This window comes from Azospirillum sp. (assembly GCF_035627195.1).
Classification (GTDB): Bacteria; Pseudomonadota; Alphaproteobacteria; order Azospirillales; family Azospirillaceae; genus Azospirillum.
On record NZ_DASPMG010000345.1, the window covers coordinates 1 to 20,334 of the forward strand.

The 20,334-nt window shown below is 71.3% G+C and carries 16 protein-coding genes; 6 read left to right on the plus strand and 10 right to left on the minus strand.

The annotated features are described in order from the left end of the window. The 8 genes from VED21_RS30615 to VED21_RS30650 all read right to left on the minus strand — a co-directional run. A partial coding sequence (locus tag VED21_RS30615) for a protein phosphatase CheZ (RefSeq protein ID WP_324889283.1) occupies nucleotides 1-996 on the minus strand: 996 nt, incomplete at its 3' end. Between the two features lie 13 nt (nucleotides 997-1,009). After that, a complete protein-coding gene (locus VED21_RS30620; RefSeq protein WP_324889285.1) occupies nucleotides 1,010-1,378 on the minus strand; it encodes a chemotaxis response regulator CheY in 369 nt (122 codons plus the stop codon). Nucleotides 1,379-1,664: 286 nt separating this feature from the next. After that, nucleotides 1,665-3,686, minus strand: a complete 2,022-nt coding sequence (locus tag VED21_RS30625) for an aminopeptidase P family protein (protein ID WP_324889287.1) — start codon at nucleotides 3,684-3,686, stop codon at nucleotides 1,665-1,667. Between the two features lie 117 nt (nucleotides 3,687-3,803). Beyond that, entirely contained in the window at nucleotides 3,804-4,694 is an 891-nt protein-coding gene (locus VED21_RS30630; RefSeq protein WP_324889289.1) for a 50S ribosomal protein L11 methyltransferase, read from the minus strand. An 82-nt stretch (nucleotides 4,695-4,776) separates the two neighbouring features. Then, nucleotides 4,777-5,574: a hypothetical protein gene (locus VED21_RS30635; RefSeq protein ID WP_324889291.1), complete on the minus strand. Its 798-nt coding sequence runs from the start codon at nucleotides 5,572-5,574 to the stop codon at nucleotides 4,777-4,779. Continuing rightward, on the minus strand, nucleotides 5,571-6,362 hold the full coding sequence (locus VED21_RS30640; protein WP_324889293.1) for a hypothetical protein: 792 nt from the start codon (nucleotides 6,360-6,362) through the stop codon (nucleotides 5,571-5,573). Before VED21_RS30640 ends, VED21_RS30635 begins: the two co-directional genes overlap by 4 nt. Next, a complete protein-coding gene (dapF, locus tag VED21_RS30645) occupies nucleotides 6,359-7,282 on the minus strand; it encodes a diaminopimelate epimerase (protein ID WP_324889295.1) in 924 nt (307 codons plus the stop codon). Before dapF ends, VED21_RS30640 begins: the two co-directional genes overlap by 4 nt. After that, nucleotides 7,279-8,115 (minus strand): formyltransferase family protein, encoded by an 837-nt coding sequence (locus VED21_RS30650; RefSeq protein WP_324889297.1) that lies wholly within the window; start codon nucleotides 8,113-8,115, stop codon nucleotides 7,279-7,281. The genes dapF and VED21_RS30650 overlap by 4 nt, the downstream gene beginning before the upstream one ends. A 202-nt stretch (nucleotides 8,116-8,317) precedes the next feature. On the opposite strand from VED21_RS30650, the gene VED21_RS30655 reads away from it, so the two are divergent. The 5 genes from VED21_RS30655 to VED21_RS30675 all read left to right on the plus strand — a co-directional run bounded on the left by VED21_RS30655 (nucleotide 8,318) and on the right by VED21_RS30675 (nucleotide 14,883). Further along, nucleotides 8,318-10,480: a PP2C family protein-serine/threonine phosphatase gene (locus VED21_RS30655; protein ID WP_324889299.1), complete on the plus strand. Its 2,163-nt coding sequence runs from the start codon at nucleotides 8,318-8,320 to the stop codon at nucleotides 10,478-10,480. 9 nt (nucleotides 10,481-10,489) lie between these two features. After that, nucleotides 10,490-11,242, plus strand: a complete 753-nt coding sequence (locus VED21_RS30660) for a hypothetical protein (protein WP_324889301.1) — start codon at nucleotides 10,490-10,492, stop codon at nucleotides 11,240-11,242. A 5-nt stretch (nucleotides 11,243-11,247) separates the two neighbouring features. Then, nucleotides 11,248-13,308 carry an MFS transporter gene (locus VED21_RS30665; protein ID WP_324889303.1) on the plus strand — a complete coding sequence of 687 codons (2,061 nt, stop codon included), beginning with the start codon at nucleotides 11,248-11,250 and terminating at the stop codon, nucleotides 13,306-13,308. Continuing rightward, the gene (locus VED21_RS30670) at nucleotides 13,305-14,330 is read left to right on the plus strand and encodes an ABC transporter substrate binding protein (RefSeq protein WP_324889305.1); all 1,026 of its coding nucleotides are present in this window, start codon (nucleotides 13,305-13,307) and stop codon (nucleotides 14,328-14,330) included. The genes VED21_RS30665 and VED21_RS30670 overlap by 4 nt, the downstream gene beginning before the upstream one ends. Nucleotides 14,331-14,445: 115 nt before the next feature. After that, nucleotides 14,446-14,883, plus strand: a complete 438-nt coding sequence (locus VED21_RS30675) for an SH3 domain-containing protein (RefSeq protein WP_324889307.1) — start codon at nucleotides 14,446-14,448, stop codon at nucleotides 14,881-14,883. A 20-nt stretch (nucleotides 14,884-14,903) separates the two neighbouring features. Here the strand turns inward: VED21_RS30675 and VED21_RS30680 are convergent, their stop codons facing one another. Together VED21_RS30680 and VED21_RS30685 are read right to left on the minus strand one after the other, a co-directional pair. After that, nucleotides 14,904-16,106, minus strand: a complete 1,203-nt coding sequence (locus VED21_RS30680; RefSeq protein ID WP_324889309.1) for a hypothetical protein — start codon at nucleotides 16,104-16,106, stop codon at nucleotides 14,904-14,906. 254 nt (nucleotides 16,107-16,360) lie between these two features. Then, nucleotides 16,361-18,643, minus strand: a complete 2,283-nt coding sequence (locus VED21_RS30685; protein ID WP_324889311.1) for an ATP-dependent helicase — start codon at nucleotides 18,641-18,643, stop codon at nucleotides 16,361-16,363. A gap of 520 nt (nucleotides 18,644-19,163) precedes the next feature. On the opposite strand from VED21_RS30685, the gene VED21_RS30690 reads away from it, so the two are divergent. After that, nucleotides 19,164-19,853: a response regulator transcription factor gene (locus VED21_RS30690; protein WP_324889313.1), complete on the plus strand. Its 690-nt coding sequence runs from the start codon at nucleotides 19,164-19,166 to the stop codon at nucleotides 19,851-19,853. The last annotated feature ends 481 nt before the right edge of the window (nucleotides 19,854-20,334 follow it).

The window sequence follows — 20,334 nt, forward strand, 5'->3', positions numbered from 1 at the left end:
CTGCTTGGCCGGGGCGGGAGCCGGTGCCGGACTGTCGAACAGCGCGTCGATGTCCGCCTGGCTCTGCTTGGCCGGTGCGGCCGCAGGCGCCGGGGCGGGGCTGTCGAACAGCGCGTCGATGTCGGCCTGACTCTGCTTGGCCGGTGCGGCGGGGGCTGGCGGCGGAGCCGGGCTGTCGAACAGGCTGTCGATGTCCGCCTGGCTCTGCTTTTCCCCCGTCGGCTTCGCCGCCACCGGGGCGGGCGCCGGTTCGGGCGCCGGGGCCGGGGTGGGAGCCGCGTGAAGGCTGTCGAACATGCTGTCGACGTCGGCTTGGCTGACGCCCTGGCCGTGCAGCTGCGGGCCGTTCAGCAGGTGCGCGTCGGGGCGCGTGTCGGTGGACTCGTGGTGGACGGTCAGGCCGGCGAGGTTTTCCACCCCCCAGATGCCGATCATCGCGTTGATGCGCTGCTCGATGTAGCGCAGCGCGTTGACCACCTTGCTGGTGCGCTGGCCGGTAAGGTCCTGGAACGAGCAGGCGGTGAAGATGTTCGTCACCTCTGACTCGATCTCGCCGCACAGCGCGCCGTTGGCGCCGTCGGCGCGCAGCCGGCCGGACAGCTCCATCAGCTTTTCGGCGGCGTTCAGGATCTCGAACGACGCGCGCTCGGTGGAGATGACGATGGCGTCCAGCTCGTTGGTGGCCGACAGGATCTTGTCGGACGCGCCGTCGGGTGGGCGCAGGGCGGCGACCTCGCGCCGGGCCTGCTCGATCGACGCCGCCATCTCCATCAGCTCGCGGCGCAGCACGTCGACGCGTTGCGCCGCCTCGGCGGACTCGCTCTGATGCTGCCAGGAGCTTCGGAACTCCTGGAGCATGCTGCGGACTTCCTCGGTCGCCGCACCCATGGCACGGCGGTGGCAGCGCCTCAGGAAGGCGCGCCCCTTGGCGGTGCGGGCGATCGCCTCCTCGATCTGGTCGAACTCATCCTCGGTGAGTTGCGGCAGCGCTTCCACCGCGCATCGCTCCTTAGGCGCCGCCGATGACGGCCTGGATCTTCTGCTTCAGGGTCTCGGCGTTGAAGGGCTTGACGATGTAGTTGTTCACGCCCGCCTGCTTGGCGGCGATCACGTTCTCGGTCTTGCTCTCGGCCGTGACCATGATGAACGGCAGCGGCGCCAGCTTGGCGTCGGCGCGGATTTCCTTCAGGAGCTGGAGGCCGGTCATCGGCTCCATGTTCCAGTCGGAGATCACCAGGCCGAACTTGGACTCGCGCAGCTTCGCCAGCGCGGCCACGCCGTCACCCGCCTCGTCGATATCGGTGTAGCCGATCTGGGTGAGCAGGTTGCGCACGATGCGGCGCATGGTCGCGTAGTCATCGACGACGAGGATCTTCATCTAGGCGTCTCCGCATGTCTCCGTTGGCACAGCCGGTGTCCGCCGCGTTGCCGCCGCGTGCTGGCCCGACTGTGATGCCTCAACTGGTTCGAAAAGTCATCCTTTTGAGACACAATGCAGCAGGTGCGTAAACAAGGCGTTAGCTCCGTGTCATCGGCGTGTCGATCACGCAACGGTCACACGGCCGCATGCCGGCGCACCCGCGACAGACTGTGTCGCACGGCCTTTCCGGATTTTCCAGAAAGCGCACGCGCCGCCCCCTGCGGCAAAACGCTCGCGCGTATTCCTAGGGCATGACCGGCGCGGTCGCGGCGGCCAGCCACGCGGCGGACTCCGCGTCCAGCAGCGGCGTCAGCTCCGTGCGCACGCGCTGGTGGTAGGCGTTGAGCCACGCCAGCTCGGCGTTGGTCAGCTGCGCCGGTTCGACCAGCGTCAGGTCGATGGGCACCAGCGTCAGCGTCTCGAAGCTCAGCATCGGGCGTTCCGGCTCCGGCTGTTCGGTGCAGGGCTGCACGACGATCAGGTTCTCGATGCGGATGCCGTAGGCGCCGGCCTTGTAGTAGCCGGGCTCGTTGGACAGGATCATGCCCGGCTGGAGCGCCACCGCGTTCGGCACCTTGGAGATGCGCTGCGGCCCCTCGTGCACCGACAGGAAGCTGCCGACCCCGTGGCCGGTGCCGTGGTCGTAGTCCAGCCCGGCCTTCCACAAGGGTGCCCGCGCCAGAGTGTCGAGCTGCGATCCGCTGGTGCCGCGCGGGAAGCGCGCCGTCGCCACGGCGATGTGGCCCTTCAGCACCAGGGTGAAGCGCTCGCGCATCTCCGGCGTCGGTTCGCCGATGCCGATGGTGCGGGTGACGTCGGTGGTGCCGTCCAGGTACTGCGCGCCGCTGTCCAGCAGATAGAGGCTTCCCGGCTCCAGCCGCCGGTCGGTTTCCGGCGCCACGCGGTAATGGACGATGGCGCCGTTGGGGCCGGCGCCGGAGATCGTCTCGAAGCTCGGGCCGCGGAAGTGCTCGCCCGCCGCGCGGAAGCCATGCAGCCGCTCCGCCGCCACGATCTCGGTGACGCCGCCGGCCGGGGCGTTCTCCGACAGCCACTTGAGGAAGCGCACCATGGCGACGCCGTCGCGGCGGTGCGCGGCGCGCGTGCCCGCCAGCTCGACCGGGTTCTTGCAGGCCTTGGGCAGGGCGCAGGGGTCGGGCTCGCGGTCGATGCGGGCGCCGGCGAGGTGCAGGCGGTCGAACACCCAGGCGGCCGTCGTCGCCGGATCGGCCAGCACCTTCTTGCCGATGCGGCCGAGGTCGTCGAGCGCCGGGCCCAGCGCCTCCACCGGGCGGACCGCCACCTGGTTCCCCAGATGCTCCTCCAGGCCCGGCACCAGCTTGCGGCGGTCGATGAACAGCTCGACCGAGCCGTCGTCGGCCAGGATGGCGAAGGACAGCGGCAGAGGCGTGCACGGCACGTCGGCGCCGCGGATGTTGAGCAGCCAGGCGATGGAGTCCGGCTGCGTCAGCACGGCGGCGCCGATGCCGTCGCGCTGGAGCCGCTGCGCCAGTTCGGCGCGCTTCTCGGCCGAAGGCATGCCGGCGAAGGCCGGCGGGTGCGGCACCACGGGGGCGAGCGGCGACGGCGGCTGCTCCGCCCACACGGCGTCCACCACGTTGTCCGGGCAGGCGACCAGGGCGATGCCGGCGCGCTCCAGCGCGTGGCGCATCTTCTCCACCCAGCCGACGGTGTGCAGCCAGGGATCGTAGCCCAGCCGCGCCCCGCGCGGCAGCGACGCGGCCGCCCAGTCGGGCAGCGGGTCGTCGATCAGGTGGCGGTATTCGTAGAGGTCCGCCGGCACCTCGGCCCGAACCTGCAGCGTGTAGCGGCCGTCGACGAACACGGCCGCAGCCTCGCGCGCAACCACCGCCATGCCGGCCGAGCCGGTGAAGCCGGTGAGCCACGCAAGCCGCTGGGCGCGCGGCGGCACATACTCGCCCTGGTGCTCGTCGCCGCGCGGGACGATGAAGCCGTCCAGGTCGCGGCGCTTCAGCTCGCCGCGCAGGGCGGCCAGACGGGCGGCGTAGTCGGGTTCGCCGGACGGCAGGCGCCGCGCCAGATCGGCCTTCAGCGCGCGGAGCTGGACGCCCAGATCCTCCGGCAGGTCCGGGCCCAGCAGCGTCAGCCACGCGTCCGGGTCGTGCCCGGTGGGTGCGGCGAGCACGCCGTGCACCAGCGCGCGCACCTCGGCCGGCGTGCGCTCGATGCCGGCGCGGCGCAGCAGCGCCGCAAGGGTCTGGTCGCCGTGGTAGCCGTCCTGCACCGCCTGGGTCCCCGAAGCTGTTGTCCCGGCAGCGAGGCTAGAGCCGTACCCGGCGTCCGACAAGCCCCCATGCCGCGGCACAGCCGAAGGATGTAGCCGTCCCTTAACGCCCGGCCGTCAGCGCCCGACGATCAGCGTGGTCCACTCGCCCATGGGGATGCGGGCGATCAGGCGCAGGCCCTGGGCGCGGTGCGCCTGGAGGACATGCTGTTCCTGCCGCGCCAGCAGGCCGGCCAGCACGGCGACGCCGCCGGGCACGAGGTTGCGGGCCAAGAGCGGCGCCATGCGGGCCAGCGGGCGGGCCAGGATGTTGGCGGTGATCAGGCGGTAGGGGCCGCGGCGGCGCACCACGGGCGTGTGGTAGCCATCGCCGCCCTCTGCCTCCAGCAGGTGGGAGACGCCGTTGATGCGGGCGTTCTCGCGGGTGACGCGCACCGCCTCCGGGTCGATGTCGACGGCGACCACCGGAACGCGCCACGTCTTGGCAACCGCGATGGCCAGGATGCCGGAGCCGCAGCCCATGTCCAGCGCCCCCTGCCCCGGCCCGCGGCCCAGCCGCACGCGGCGCGACAGCCGGTCGAGCGCCAGCAGGCAACCCTTGGTGGAGCCGTGCTCGCCGGTGCCGAAGGCGGTGGCGGCGTCCACCTGCAAGCCGATGGTACCGGCCGGGACCACTCCCTCGTGGTGCGAGCCGTGCACGAAGAAGCGGCCGGCGCGGATGGGCGGGAACGCCTGGTAGGTGTGCGACACCCAGTCGATGGGCGGCACCTCCTCGATCACCAGGACCGGATCGTCGATGCCCAGCGCCTGCGCCAGCACGGCGACGCGGGCGGTCAGGCGGGGCCGGTCCGGCTCGCCGTACACGGTCGCCTCGACCAGCCAGGTGACGTGCTCCTCCAGCTCGAAGGTGGAGACGGCATCGGCGTGATCCCCCACGGCCTCGGCGAAGGCGGCGGCGAAGGCCTCGGGAACGGCGAGCGCGATGCGCCAGAGCTTGGGGGCGGGCATGGGGGCAGGTTCCGGCAAGGTGTCGTGATGGGTGTCGTGATCCAGGGGCTTTTAGCACCGGCCGCCGGGAATTGCGAGGCGGTCAGCCGTCCTTGCGCGGCGCCAGCGTGGCCTGCACGCGCTCGTCCAGGCCTTGAAGCTCGGCGAGGATGGGCGGGTCGAAGTGGGAGGCGCGCACCTCGGCGATGGTCCGGCGCAGGGATTCCGCGCGGCGGCGCGTCGCCGCCCCCAGGCCGCCCAGCGCCAGCAGGAGGTGAAGCGCGGCACCGCTGCCCTGCGCCTCGACCCGGTGGTGCACGTCGCCGGCCGCGAAGGCGTCGGCGGCGCGCGCCGCGATCCGCAACGGCCGTTCCAGCGAGCGCGAGGCCGCCCACCACAGCGCCAGCTGCCCGGCCAGCAGCACCACCGCCGCGACCAGCGCGAGGCGCAGCCACAGCGCCCCGGAGCCGGCGTCGGGTGCCCGCAGGCCGACCAGCAGCGACGCCCGGCCGCCGCCCACCGGCACGGTGGCGGTGACGTCGGCGGCAAGGTCGGAGCGGTGCGCGGCCAGCACCCGCCCGCCGCCGTCCCGCAGGGTCATGGCCTCGACCAGCGGGTTGCCGGCGACCACCTCGGCGAACAGCTCCTCCACGCCGACCAGCCCGTCGAGCGGCACACCGAGCGTCAGCGCGCGGTCGATCTGCTGGGCGACGTTGGCGCCGATCAGCTCCGCCGTCTCGGCCAGTTCCGGGCGCAGCGTGCCGTCCACCACCGCGCGCCCGGCGTCGAGCGCCACCAGCGCACCGGCCAGCAAGGCCAGCGCCAACAGCGCCGCGAGGCGGCGGCGCAGGCCGGACAGGGTGCGCTTCGTCACCATGTTTTGCGTGGGGGCGTCCGTCATGCCACGAGGTCCAGGTCGTCGATGCGCTCGGCCTCGCGTTCGGCGTCGTCGAGCACGGCCTGCATGCCGTCCAGCCGGCGCATACCGCCGGCCACGGCGGCGTCCAGGCCGGGCACGCCGGCGGCCTGCGCGGCGTCGGCGTCGCGCACCGCCACGGCGTCGCGCAGGCGGACGAGGCCGCGGTGCAGCGGCAGCAGAAGGAGAACGATGCCCAGCACCAGGACGGCGGCCACCGCCGCCGTCAGCGCGGCGGCGCGGGCCAGCGGCCCCTGCGCCCCGGCGGCGTCGGTCAGCCGGCTCTCCACGCGGTAGCGCAGCGCCACGGCACCGGCCACGCGGTCGTAGTTGTTGAGGAGCGGCGCGCAGACTAGCCGCTCGCCCGCGTCCGGCAGGGCCGGGGCGGCCGGCTGGACGGCGGTGCAGCCGGCCAGCCAGTCGGCCGGCACGCGGTCGCCCAGCCCGCCACGGTCGCTGCTGAACAGCATGTTGCCCTGGTCGTCGAACACGTCGATGGACAGGATGTCGGCGTCCTGCACGCGGGAGCGTTCCAGCAGGTCCTGCGTGGCGCCCAGGCCGCTGAGCATCAGGCCGAGGTTCACGTTGGCCTCGATCCGGCTGCGGATCGTCTGCACCAGGAACTCGAACCGCGCGTCGCGCACGGCCAGCTGCGCCCGCGCCGTGTCGCCGAGCTGAAGGGCAAGCAGCCCACCCACCATGGCGGCGACGGCCAGCGCCCCGGCGATGCCGGCCAGCCAGGGGAAGGCGCCCAGCGGCGCGCGCGCGGTCACGCCACGCCCTCCGCCTCGGCGGGCTCCGGCATGGCGGCGTGCGGCGGGGCAGCGTGCGGCGGGGCCAGTATCCCGGCGGCGAAGCCGGGGTCCAGCGTGCCGGTGGCGACGAAGGCGGCCGGGCCGGTCAGCACCACGTCGGCGAAGTGCCCGTTTTCATATCGGAAGGCGACGGTGAGCGGCGCGCCGCTGCGCGTCACCACACTGACCGGCGAGGCCAGCGCGCCGCGCCGGTGCGCCGCCGCGGCGCAGGCCACGGCGCCGGTGCCGCAGGCCAGGGTTTCCGCCTCCACCCCGCGCTCGTAGGTGCGCATGAACAGGCGGCCGTCGCGGACGGCGACGAAATTGACGTTGACGCCGCGCGGCGCGAAGGCCGGGTGGTGGCGCACGGCACGGCCGAGGGTTTCCACATCGACGGCGTCCAGGCCGGTGTCGTCGACGAAGGCCACGGCGTGCGGCGGACCGCTGTCCACCGCCATGAAGTGGAGCGTGTCGCCCCCGGCCTCGATGCGGACGTCGGCGTCCAGGATGCGCGGCTCGGTCATCGACAGGCGGACGAGGTCGCCGTCGAAGGCCGCCGTTACCAGCCCGGCCGGCGTGTCGATGACGAGAGGATCGCCGTCGGCGCCGCAGCGCCGGGCGAAGGCGGCGAGGCAGCGCGCGCCATTGCCGCACATCTCCCCCACCAGCCCGTCGCGGTTGACGAAGACCATGGTCAGGCTGGCCCCGGCGCGCGCCGGGCGGCGCAACAGGATCAGCCCGTCGGCGCCGACGCCGAAGCGGCGGTCGCACAGGGTGACGGCCATGCGGCTCTCCACCCCGGCGAAGCGCGCGGCGCGGTCGTCGATGAGCACGAAGTCGTTGCCGCAGCCGTGCATCTTGGTGAAGTGGATGGGCGCCATGGCGGAAACGGGCCTCACGCGGGCACCGCCGTCACCGGCTGGGCGGCGGGCAGCCAGCGCCGCAGCAGCGCCAAGTACTCCCCATGATCCACCAAACGGTGGCCGAGCGCCCGGAAACGGGCGAAGTCGTCGGGCGTCGGCTTCGGCACGAAGACGCGCGCGGCGTCGTCCTGCGGCACGGCGGGCAGGGTCTCGCCGCGCGCCAGCCGGTCCACCGCGTCGGTGATCATGGTCGCCCCCGTCTCGTAATTGCGCAGCCAGTTCGACAGGAACGACCGGCCGTAGTCAATCGGCGTCGGCCGCACCGCGATGACCGGGCCGGCGTCGATGGCGGCGGTGATCCAGTGCAGCGAGCAGGCGGCCTCCGCCTCCCCCTCCAGCATGCACCAGAAGGTCGGGTTCACGCCCGCGCGTTGCGGCAGCGCCCCGGAATGCAGGTTGATGAGGCCAAGGCGCGGGATGGCCAGCGCCTCGGGCTTGAAGATGAAGCCGAACTGGACGGAGACGACGAGGTCCGGCTCCGCCGCCCGCACGGCGCCGGTGAGCGCGCCGTTGCCGATGTGCCCGGCGGCCGCGATGGGCACACCGAAGCGCTCCTCCAGATGGCGGAACGACAGCAGCTCCGCCCCCGCCGGCGGCGCGGGGAGCGAATCGAGCAGCGTGAACAGGACCTCCACCGGCAGGTCCTGGTCGAAGAACTTCAAGGCACCCAGGTCCGGCACCGTCTCCGTCTCCGCCCGCACGCGGTTGGCGAGCAGCACCCGCACGTCGTGCCCCGCCAGACGGGGCAACATGCGGTTGAGGAGGAGATTGCCGGCAAGGTCGCGTTTCGTGCAGACGAGAATTCTCAAAACGATCTCCGCCGCGCTGTCGAGCGCCCCGGTGTTGAGCTAATGCACGAAATCGAACAAAATCAACGACAAGTATCTTGCCAGACGGGATATTGTTGGTCAACGTTCGATCCCGAACGGCCTAGGCCGGCACCCACGCCATCAACGATCGGATCGCCCGCGGACGCCCCCGTCCGCCGGTTCGGGACCGGAGAGACGTCCTTTGCTTCTTCGCACGCGGGTTTCCCTGATCGCGGTCCTGGCCCTGCTGGCGGCGGCCGTCGTCGGCGCCACGGCCGGCCTGCAGCGCGCCCAGGGACGGGAGGAGGCGCTGGCCGCCCCGCTGGCCACAGCGCAGGAGGGCGCGTGGCGCGCCGTGGTTGACGGGCTGTGCCGCGAGCTGGAGGCCGTGCTGCGCCCGCACGCCGCCGACCCGGCCCTGCTGGACGCCGTGATGCGCGACGACGCTCGGGCGCTGAAGGCCCTGTTCCCCGCCCTGCTGGACGGCATTGGCGAGCGCGGCGCCCCGGTGCGGGTGGAGGTGGCGGACAACGACCGCGCGCTGCTGGGCACCAGCCTGCCGCAGCCGGTGGGGGCGGACAAGCCGATGCTGGATGCCGCCTCGCTCGACCGCGTGCTGACGCGGGGCGAGGTGGTGCGCGGGCTGGCGCAGGACCAGCGGCGCGCCTACGTGGTGGCGACGACGCTGCCGCTCGCCCGCGACGGGCGCGCCGTCGGCGCGCTGACGGTGACGCTGGGCGTCGAGGCGGCGGTGAAGCGCCTGAAGGCGGCGGCCGGCGGCGAGGCGGCGTTCGTCGACCTGCGCAACAACCTTGTGACCTCCACTGACGCGGCGCTGTGGTCCGCCGTGCGCGCCGCCTGGACGCCGGCCGACCGCGCCGTGGCGGCGCTGCCGCTAGGTGCCGCGGGCACGTGGCGGGCGGCGGCGACACCGGTGACCGACGCCACCGGCCTGCCGGTGGCCCGTCTGGTCACCCTGGGCGACGCCACGGACGCCGAGGCCGCGCGCGAGCGGCGCGAGCGGGCGTGGTGGGCGGCGGGTGCGGCGGCGCTGGCCGGGCTGGTCCTGCTCGCCGCGTGGCTGATCGGGCGCAGCTTCGAGCCGCTGAACGGCACGGTGGAGGCCTTCTCCGCACTGGCCGACGGCCGGCCGGTGCCGGAGCTGCGGCCACCCTTCGCGCCGGAGGTCGGGCGCCTCGCGTCCGCGCTGGGCCGGCTGGGCGAGACCATCGACGCGTACGAGAAGCTGCGCCGCTCCCGCGTGCGGCAGGGGCGGCGGCAGGCGCGCTTCATCCGCCAGCAGATGGTGGAGCTGGCCAACACGCTGGATTCCGAATCGCGCGACGCCGTGCTGGGCGACCTGGGCCGCATCGAGAAGGCCATGCAGGGCGAGCCGGCGCCCGTGGCCGCGGCGGACGGCGAGACGCCGCACGACCGCCGCATCGACCATCTGGTCAACGAGTTCGGCCTGCTGGCGCTGGGCTTTCAGAACCTGATCTCGCGCGTGGGCGAGCAGTACCACAAGCTGGACATCCTGGTGGCCGAACTGCGCGAGGCGCTGCGCGCCAAGACGCAGTACATCGCGCTGCAGCAGGAGCTGGAGATCGCGCGCAACATGCAGCTCTCCATCCTGCCGCGCGACTACGCGCCCCGGCCGGAGGCGGAGGTGCACGCCCGCATGATCCCGGCCAAGGAAGTGGGCGGCGACTTCTACGACTTCTTCGACCTGGGCCCGAACCGGTTGGGCATCGTGGTGGCCGACGTGTCGGGCAAGGGCGTGCCGGCCGCCTTCTTCATGGCGGTGTCGCGCACGCTGCTGCGCGCCACCGCGCAGTTCGGCGAGGATCCCGGCACGGTGCTGGCGCGCCTGAACGACATGCTGGCCGACGGCAACGAGCAGATGATGTTCGTCACGCTGTTCTACGGCATCCTCGACCTGGAGACGCTGGAGCTGCGCTATGCCAACGGCGGCCACAACCCGCCGCTGCGCATCGGCGTGGACGGTGCGGTGAGCGAGCTGCCGCGTACCGGCGGCATGGCGCTGGCCGTGGCCGACGGCATCCCCTACCGCGATGCCACGGTGACGCTGTTGCCCGGCGAGACGCTGATCCTGTTCACGGATGGCGTCACCGAGGCGTTCGACATCGACGGCGACCAGTTCGGCGACGCCCGCACCCAGGAGATGGCCGCCCGCATCAGCCGCCTGCCCACGCACGAGATCCCCGACGCGATGGTCGAGGCCATCAAGCAGTTCGAGCGCGGCGCAGCGCAGGCCGACGACATCACCTGCCTCGCTGTCCGCGCCCGGCCGGGTGCGGCGGGGGTGGGGGCGGCGCTGCTTGCCGACGCCACGGTGCATGGATAAGGTTCCAGCATGCGACTGACGCTCCGCCTGTTTCTGGCGATCTGGCTGATCATCGCGGGGGCGGCGGGGCTGCTCACGCTGCTCAACCACTTCAAGTTCGCCACCGCCTACGCCGATCTGGTGCGCAGCCGCTTCGCCTTCCTGGCCGCCGACCTGGAGCAGTCGATCGAGGCCGGGCTGTCGCTGGGCCTGCCGGTGGACCAGCTGCGCAACACCCAGGCCGTCATCCAGCGCACCAAGGAGCGCTGGCCGGAGATCACCGCCATCCGCGTGTTCGACCCGGCCGGCAACGCGCTGTTCGGCGTCGGCGAGGGGGCCGAGGCGGCCGTGCCGCCGGCGTGGGTGGAGGCGGCGCGGCGCAGCCGGGACGGCGCCTGGACGCTGCCCGACGAGCACGCCACCACGGTCGCCAAGCCGCTGGTCAACGCCTTCGGCCTCACCGTCGGGTGGGTGGCGCTGACCTATTCGAACGCCATCGTGGACGGGCAGGTGGCCGGCACCGGCGGCCTGCTGGTGCAGCACGCCGCCATCGGACTGGGCATCGCCGCCCTGCTGTGCGCCCTGTTGCTGCCATTGCTGCTGCGGCCGATCTGGGCGGAGATGCAGCGCATGGAGGCTGCCATCCGCACCGCCGGGGAGGCGCCCGAGACCGCGCAGGCCGCCCCGGTGCCGGAGGAGATCGCCGCCAGCTACGGCCCCTTCCGCACCGCCGTCGCCAACGCGCTGGGCCTGATCCGGACAGCCCCTTCAGCCAGGACGTGAGCGCGATGGCGAACGAGACGCTGTTCCGCGGGCTGTCCATCCGCATCGTGGCCTTCGCCATCGCCGTCCTGGTGCTGTCGCTGGCCGGGCTGTCGTACGCCACCTACGACGTGTTCGACCGGCAGGCGGCGGCCGAGCTGGACCGCAAGGCGGCGGCGGTCGCCGACCTGATCGCCAACCGGGTGGGCCGCGCGCTGGACCTGGGCGTGCCGTTCGACCAGCTGGTGGGGGTGGAGGAGTTCCTGGGCGACGTCATCCAGGACCAGCCGGAATTCGCCTCCGTCACCCTGGCCGACGCCGCCGGGCGGGAGGTGTACCGCAAGGACCGGCCGCGGCCGGGCGGCGGCGTGCGCGTGCAGTCCTGGCCGGTCACCGCCAGGGGCGTGGCGGCGGGTGCCGTGCTGATCGGGGTGGATTCGGAGGCGCTGAACGAGCGGCTGGTCGGCATCGCCTTCGACGTCGGCGTGACGCTGCTGGTGTCGGCGCTGATCAGCCTGGAGGTGCTGCTGGTCCTCATCGCCGTCAGCCTGACCATCCCGGTGGGCACGCTGGTGACGCTGATGAACAAGGTGGCCGGCGGCGACTTCAGCCGGCGCGTGGACGACCGCGCGCAGGACCAGGTCGGCCGTCTGACCGCCGCCTTCAACGCCGCCATCGAGCGGGTGAACCGCGAGTACCGCGCGGCCCTGGACCGCGCGCTGGCCGCCGGGGCGGACGCCGCGGCGTGGGGGGCGGAGCTGTCGCGCCGCTTCGTCTTCGCCCCCGCCGCCGGGGCGGAGCCGTTCGCGCCGCAGAGCGTGCTGTTCATCCGCCTGCCGCTGTTCTTGTTCTTCTTCGGCTCCGAACTGCCGCGCTCCTTCCTGCCGATTCTCGCCAAGGATCTGCACGCCGCCTCCGGCCCCGCACCGGCGTGGCTGGCGGCGGTGCCGGGGGGAAGCTGGCTGGCGCAGGCCTACGCCGCCATCCCGGCGGAGGTGCTGGTGGCGCTGCCGCTGTCGGCCTACCTGCTGGGCATCGCGCTGTTCTCGCCGATGGCCGGGCGGCTGGCGGCGGCGCGCGGCAGCCGGACGCTGTTCAGCATCGGCGTGGTGCCGGCCGTCGCCGGCTACGTCCTCACTTTCCTGGCCGACAGCCTGCCGGAGCTGATCCTGTGGCGCACGGTCAACGCGCTGGGCTTCGCCTTCGTCAGCATCGCCGCGCTGGACCACATCGCCGCCGTCACCACGCCGACGACGCGGGCGCAGGGGATGGCGGCCTATCTGGCCGCCTACGTCTCGGCCGGCGTGTGCGGCACCGCCATCGGCGCCATCCTGGCCGACCGCATCGGCTTCGCGCCGGTGTTCCTGCTGTCGGCGGTGTTCACCATCGGCTCGGCCGTCCTGTTGTGGATCTTCACGCCGGCCACGCCGCACCGCGACGCGGCGCCCGCGAAGAAGGCCAGTGGAAGCATGCTGCGCCTGCTGGCGACGCCGCGCTTCCTGGGGCTGCTGCTGTGCGCCGGCATCCCGATGCAGGTGATCCAGTCCGGCTTCCTGTTCTACTACGCGCCGCTGCTGTTGCAGGAGCTGGGCAACCGGCAGGCGGTCATCGGGCGCGTGCTGATGATCTATTTCCTGCTGGTCATCGTCTTCAACGAGGTGCTGGCGCGCTGGGCCGACGGCGGGCAGCGGCACGGCAAGGCGGTGGCCATCGGCCTGGGCCTGAGCGGCGTCGCGGCGGCGGCCGTGGGGCTGTGGACCAACACCTGGGCCGCCGCCGGCAGCGTCGCCGCCATCGGCGTCGCCTGGGCCTTCAGCTTCTCCGCGCAGGGTGCGCTGCTGCTGCGCATGGGCGAGGGGCGGCTGGCCGGGGTGCCGCCGGCCGTCGCCATCGGCTTCTACCGGCTGGCCGAGCGCTGCGGCGCCATGGTGGCGCCGGTCTTGATGTCGCTGATGATCACGCACATGGGCTTCGCCGACACCGCACTCGCCACCGGCATCGGCATCGCCGTCTGCGCCGTGCTGTTCGCCGTGCAGATGGCGGCCCTGCCGCTCACCGATTCCACCGTTCCGGAGACCTCCCGATGATGGCCCTGGCCTTCCGTACCCTGCTGGGCGTCCTTCTGCTGGCCGCCGTGAACATGGTCTGGGTGAACGCGGGCACGGCGCTGGCGGCGACGGCCAAGCCGAAGACCGTCTACATCATGACCTTCCGCGGCTGCGAGGAGGTGTGCACGGGCTTCCGCGACTATCTGGAACGCCAGGGCGAGCCGGTGGAGTTCGTCATCCGCGACGCCGGGAGCAGCCTCGCCCGCGTCGCCGACTTCGTGGCGGAGGCGAAGGCGACGCGGCCCGATCTGGTGGTCACCTGGGGGACGGGCGTGACGCTGGCCGCCGTGGGGCCGTACGACGCCGTGGACCCGGCCAGGCACATCACCGACATCCCCGTCGTCTACCTGTTCGTCGGCAACCCGACGGAGGCGAAGATCGCCCGCTCCACCACCGCGTCGGGCCGGCCCAACGTGGCCGGGGCGAACACGACGGTGTCGTTCGAGGCGCAGTACAACACCATGCTGTCCTACCGCCCGGTCAAGCGCGTCGGCTTCGTCTACAACGCCGACGAGCCGGCGGCGGTGGTGCAGGCGCAGGCGGCGCTGGAGCAGTTCCGCACCCGCGGGGTCGAGGTGGTGGAGGAACGCCTGCCCGCCGGTGCCGACGGCAAGCCGACGGCCGAGGCCTTCGCCCCCGCCATGGCCCGCGTGCGCGAGCGGCAGGCGGAGATGCTGTACTACGTCGGCTCCTCCTTCATCCTGTCCAACATCGAGGCGTTCTCGCGCGCGGCACTGGACCAGAAGCTGCCGGTCTTCACCTCGTTCGAGCTGCCGTTCCGCAAGGGAGGGGCGCTGCTGGGGCTGGTCAGCCCGTTGCGCAGCGTCGGGCAGATCGCCGGCTATCAGGCCGCCCAGGTCCTGTTCGCCGGCAAGCCGGCGGGCGAGCTGCCGACGCCCAGCCTGACGCGCTTCACCGTGCTCATCAACATGCAGGCGGCGCGCGAGCTGACGCTGTGGCCGCCCATGCGGCTTTTGCAGTTCGCCGAGGTGGCGCCGTAGGGCGCCGCCCCGGATCTGCGCCGTAGCATTCGCGTGACCGGCGAACACGACGGTTGAGTTCGCGCTTCATTCGTTCTTATCTGTCGGCCATCCGATGCAGCCACGCAGCCCGCGCATGTCCCCCCGCACCCTCGCCGTCGCCCTTGCCCTGTCGCTGACCGCCGCCGCCTGCGGCACGCGGGAGCGGCCGGCCCCCCCGCCCCTGCCGCAGACCGAGGGCCGCCCCGGCCTGGAGAAGGTGCACGGTGACTGGGAGGCCGACAAGGCCGTGAACCTGCGCGCCGCACCCAGCACCAACTCCGCCATCGTCGGCGCGCTGCGGCCGGGACAGCCGGTGACCGCGCTGGGCCGCGCGCCAAAGACCGACTGGATCGCCATCGCCCACGCGGGCGGCACCGCCTATGTCCGGCTCGACCTGCTGCGCCTGCGCGGGGAGCGCGTCGCCACCACGACGCGCGGCACCACCACGGTGATGCCGAAGCCCACCGACAACGCCGGCCCCGCGGTGAAGGCCGCCCCGCGCCGGAAGATCGAGGCCACACCGATCCAATAGGGGGCCGATCCAGTAGCGGCTTAATGCGGCCGCATGGCGGCGAGGCTGTCGGCGATGTCGTGCATGCCCTGGCGGCGCAGCAGCGCCTGACGGTGGCGCAGCATGCGTCTGGCCAGCGCCTTCTCGGTCTCCGCACCACCCAGCATCGCGCCGTCCGCGCCCTTCAGGCGGGCGACGACCTTCTCGATCAGGGCGGATTCCGCCGTCGGGTCGCGGCGGTCCAGCGGCTGGTCGCTGTTGAGCGACGAGCGCACCCGGTCCACCAGCACGCTGCGGCAGCAGGGCGCGTGGCCGGCGACGGTCAGCCCGCCGACGCGGGCGAGCACGGCGCCGACCGGCGCCAGCTTCGGGTCGGCGGCGCGGCCGTGCAGCACGTCGGCCAGCGCGCACAGCCCGTCGGCGAGGTTCGCCTGGGCGCCCAGCTGCTCCTTGATCAGGTCGACCGAGCCCAGCGTGTCGGCGATGACGCCCTCCAGCAGCGCGTTGAGGCGCGGCTCCAGCCCCTCGGCCAGCAGGTCCAGCAGCATCTCCGCCTTGCCGCCCAGCGAATTGCGGTCGGCCATGTGCAGCGACAGGAAGCTGAGGAAGACGTAGTCGTGCTCGGCCGGGCCGACGGCCTCCTCGATGCGCCGGCTGCTGCCGGAGAGGTCCTTGAGGTCGAAGGCCGGCAGGCGCTTGCGCTCGGCGGCGAAGTCGCGCGCCTTGCCCATCGCCTGATCGACCAGGACGCGCAGTTGCTTCACCCGCACCTTGGCGTCGGCCTTGCCCAGGTCGGCGTGGTGGCGGGCCACGGCGTGGACGGCGGCGCCGATCAGCGTGCCCTGCTCGTCCAGCTTGCGGGCGTAGGTCCAGCCGTGCAGCAGCTCGGTCTGGGTGATGCGGAACTTGTCGAGGAACTGGCGCAGCATGCGGCCGACGACGACGCGGCTGTCGAAACCATAGAGGTCCACCACCGTGGTGCAGAACGGCGCGCCGTCAGGGGAGCCGGCGAGGCCGAGGGGCTTGTTCTTCACCTCCGGCACCTTGCGCTGGAAGATCACGGTCTGGATCGCCAGCCCGGCCAGCGAGCGCGCCTTGTAGACCTTCACCTCCTGGATACCGTGCCCGACGAGCTGCACGCGGGCGCAGGACAGCGCCGCCTGCTCCTCGGTGAAGGACGCCTCAATCCGCCAGCGCCCTTCCTGGCAGACATGCACCTCGTACGATGCGCTCCCCTTGAACACGATGCGGCGTCCTCCCGTCCACGGCCGATTCTGCGACCCGAAATTGCCCGGGATCAACCGGATTCGCTGTGATGGCCGTCACGCGGGTACGGAATGCCGCACCTATTCCCATGACGTCGCGGATGGGAAAGAAAAACAGGAGACACGGATGGACACGGATTTGGCACGGATGAAGAGAAACAAAAATCCGTGTGTATCCGTGCGCCGGCTTCAGCCGGCATCCGTGTCCATCCGTGTCTCAAAACCTCTCCCGCTCACCCCGCCTGTTCGGCCGGGACGACGAAGGCGTCCATCACCTTCTTTGGGCCGGAGTGGTCGAACTCGATCTCCAGCTTGTCGGCGTCGATGGCGACCACCGTGCCGTAGCCGAACTTCTGGTGGAAGACGCGGGCACCTTTGGCGAAGCCGGTGGTCGGGCGGGCGCGCGGCTCGACGTGGTAGGCGGTGCCCTCCAGCGTCACGCCGCGCGGGGCCGGCGGCTGGCGCTGCGTGGTCTTGAAGAAGGATGGCGCCTCGCGCATGCCGCCGCCCATCCCACCCCCGGCGAACAGGCCGCTTGCCGCCTCCGTCTCGATGTCGGCGGGCGGCAGTTCCTCCACGAAGCGGGAGGGGATGGCGCTGACCCAGCTGCCGTAAAGGCGGCGGTTGGCGGCGTGGCTGATGTAGGCGCGCTTGCGCGCCCGCGTGATGCCGACGTAGGCGAGGCGCCGCTCCTCCTCCAGCCCGGCGATGCCGGTCTCGTCCAGGGCGCGCTGGTTGGGGAACACGCCCTCCTCCCAGCCGGGCAGGAAGACGATGTCGAACTCCAGGCCCTTGGCGCCGTGCAGCGTCATCAGCGTGACCTGCTCGGCCCCCGACGCCTCGGCGTTCTCCATGACGAGGCTGACGTGTTCGAGGAAGCCGCCGAGGTTCTCGAACTCCGCCATGGCGGTGATCAGTTCCTTCAGGTTCTCCAGCCGGCCGGGTGCCTCGGGCGACTTGTCCTCCTGCCACATGCGGGTGTAGCCGGACTCGTCCAGGATCTGGCGCGCCAGCTCGGTGTGCGGCATGGTCTGCGCCAGACCGCGCCAGCGGAAGAAGTCCTGCAGCAGCCCGCGGATGGTGCTGCGCACCTTGGGCTTGAACTCGTCCGTCTCGGTCAGCATCCAGCCGGCCTCGGCCAGCGGAATGCCGCGGGCGCGGGCGCACTGGTTCAGCGTCTGCAGGGCGGCCGGGCCGATGCCGCGCTTGGGCACGTTGATGATGCGCTCGAAGGCCAGGTCGTCCTCCGGCGTCTGCACGACGCGCAGGTAGGCCATGGCGTCGCGGATCTCCTGCCGCTCGTAGAAGCGCGGGCCGCCGATCACCTTGTAGGGCAGGCCCAGCGTGATGAACCGCTCCTCGAACTCGCGGGTCTGGAAGCCGGCGCGGATCAGCACCGCCATGTGCCCCAGCGGCACGCCCAGGCGCTGGAGCGATTCGATCTCGTCGCCGACCCAGCGCGCCTCCTCCTCGCCGTCCCACACGGCCTTGACGCGCACCTTGTCGCCGCCGTCGGCCTGCGTCCACAGCGTCTTGCCCAAGCGCCCCTTGTTGTTGGCGATCAGGCCCGACGCCGCGGCCAGGATGTGCCCGGTGGAACGGTAGTTCTGCTCCAGCTTCACGATCCTGGCGCCGGGGAAGTCGGCCTCGAACCTAAGTATATTTCCGATTTCCGCGCCTCTCCAAGCATAAATCGACTGATCTTCATCACCAACACAACATATATTTTTATTTGCCGAAGACAATATGCGCAGCCACAAGTACTGTGCCACGTTGGTGTCCTGGTATTCGTCGACCAGGATGTAGCGGAACTTGCGGTGGTATTCCGCCAGCACGTCCGGGTGCTGCTGGAAGACGGACAGGTTGTGCAGCAGCAGGTCGCCGAAGTCGCAGGCGTTCAGCGTGCGCAGCCGGTCCTGGTAGGCGCGGTACAGCGCCACCACGCGGCCGCCGGCCATGTCGCCGCCATCGGACTCGGCCAGCTTTTCGGGCGTCAGGCCGCGGTCCTTCCAGCGCTCGATGACGCCCAGGACCTGCCGCGCCGGCCATTTCTTGGTGTCGACGTTCTCCGCCTCAAGGAGCTGCTTGATCAGGCGGATCTGGTCGTCGGTGTCGAGGATGGTGAAGTTGGACTTCAGCCCCACCAGCTCGGCGTGCTTGCGCAGGATGCGCGCGGCCAGCGCGTGGAAGGTGCCCAGCCACCAGCCCTCCGGCTCCACGCCCACCAGGGCCGCCACGCGCTCGCGCATCTCGCGGGCGGCCTTGTTGGTGAAGGTCACCGCCAGGATCTGGAAGGGGGCCGCGCGCCGCGTCATCAGCAGGTGGCCGAGGCGCGTGGTGAGCACGCGCGTCTTGCCGGTGCCGGCCCCGGCCAGCACCAGCACCGGGCCGTCCAGCGCCTCCACCGCCTCGCGCTGGGTCGGGTTCAGCCCGTCCAGGTAGGCGAAACGGGCCGTCGGCGGGGGCGGCGGCGCGGCGTGGCTCAGCGGATCGTCATAGGAATAGGGATCGGACATGGGGAACGTATATAGCACAGCCGAGGCGCCGCCGAAGCCCTGATCGCCACCCTCCCCCAGCGCATACCCGATCGGCGGATCCGATCGGCAGATCCGATCGGCGTGGGCCGACATCCATAGCCCGGTATGTGGCTCAGCCGCCCGGCCGAGCCTCGCCCCAATGGCCTATCGCCGCAGTCTTAAAATAGCCAACCAGCAGCGCCGCACTCCGCCCCCAACAGGCAAAGATATTTCCCTTCGTTCATTATGGGATCCATCGATTTACTCTACAGATGAAGGCGAAGAATCTTCATACAGTAACTTCGTCTGGTCTTGTCTTAGGGCCTATGACCATCGCAACCGCAGAATGTTACCTTTGAGAAATTTTCTGTCGCCCAATTATGGGTTACGTTCACCCTCGAAACGTACTCCCCCGGCTCGGAAGGGCAAGCGCACCGCGCACCACCGGACGGCCCGGGATCACCCCCGAAGCGTCGCAAGACGCACACATTGTGAACCAAAGCAGAGGCGGGTAGAGACAATGGATCCCGTGAACGTTTTCCTCATCGATTCGAACAAGCTCTTCCGCGAAGGCATGAAGCGGCTCTTCGAGAGCTCGCCCTTCAGGGTGGTCGGCGAGGCCGGCACCCTGCGCGACGGCGTGCCGGCGGTCGAAAACGCCGGCGTGCGTCCCAGCCTGATCCTGATCGACCTTGCCAGCGGCGGCGATGAGGAAGTCGAAGCGATGCGCGGCCTGCGGGCCCAGTTCCCGGAGATCCGCATCGTGATCCTGACCAGCGAGCTGTGCACCCGCCGCCTGTCGGGGGCGCTCGGCGCCGGCGCCGACGGCTACCTGATGAAGGACATCGCCTGCGAGGCGCTGATGCAGTCGCTGCGCCTGGTCATGATGGGCGAGAAGGTGTTCCCGACGCATCTGGCCGAGCTGCTGGTCTCCGGCCGCGCGGAGGAGATCGGCGCCGAGGTGCCGGCCCGCCGCAAGGGCCTGTCGCAGCGCGAGGTGCAGATCCTGCGCTGCCTGCTGAACGGCAACAGCAACAAGATGATCGCCAACCACCTGAACATCACCGAGGCGACGGTGAAGGTCCACCTGAAGAGCCTGCTGCGCAAGATCAACGCCTCCAACCGCACGCAGGCCGCCATCTGGGCGCTCAACAACGGCATCGGCGACCAGCCGGCCGACGCCGCGCGGGTCGGCGCCTCGATGGCCTGACCACGGGCATAAAGGCACCGCGGTTTCCGTCCCCCGCCCGCGCCGCCCGGCGCGGGCGGGGGACGCGCTGGTTTTGCGCCCCGCCCTTTCCCTGTGGGCAACCGGCCATTGGAAGAGGAAGCCGTCTCTTTCGGCAGCATCACCCTCCCTTCCGTTCTATGTGAGCCGACGTAAGACCAAAAGCGCACTTTACCGATTTCGCACAGCAGCATTAATAGATGAAAGTAGTTCGAATTTACCTCGACTGATTGCCCCTGATTGCCTGCCCAACTGGGGTGACGCGCAACAAATTGTTCCAATCGGGCGCGGAAGGCTCATCGATGAACGTACTTATTGCCGACGACCATCTGCTGTTCCGTGATGGTCTGCGCCGCCTCCTGGTGCAGTTCCAGGAAGATATGACGTTCTTCGAGGCCAGCACGTTCGATGAGGTGCGCGATCTGTGCCAGGGCGGCACCGAATTCGACCTGATCCTGCTCGA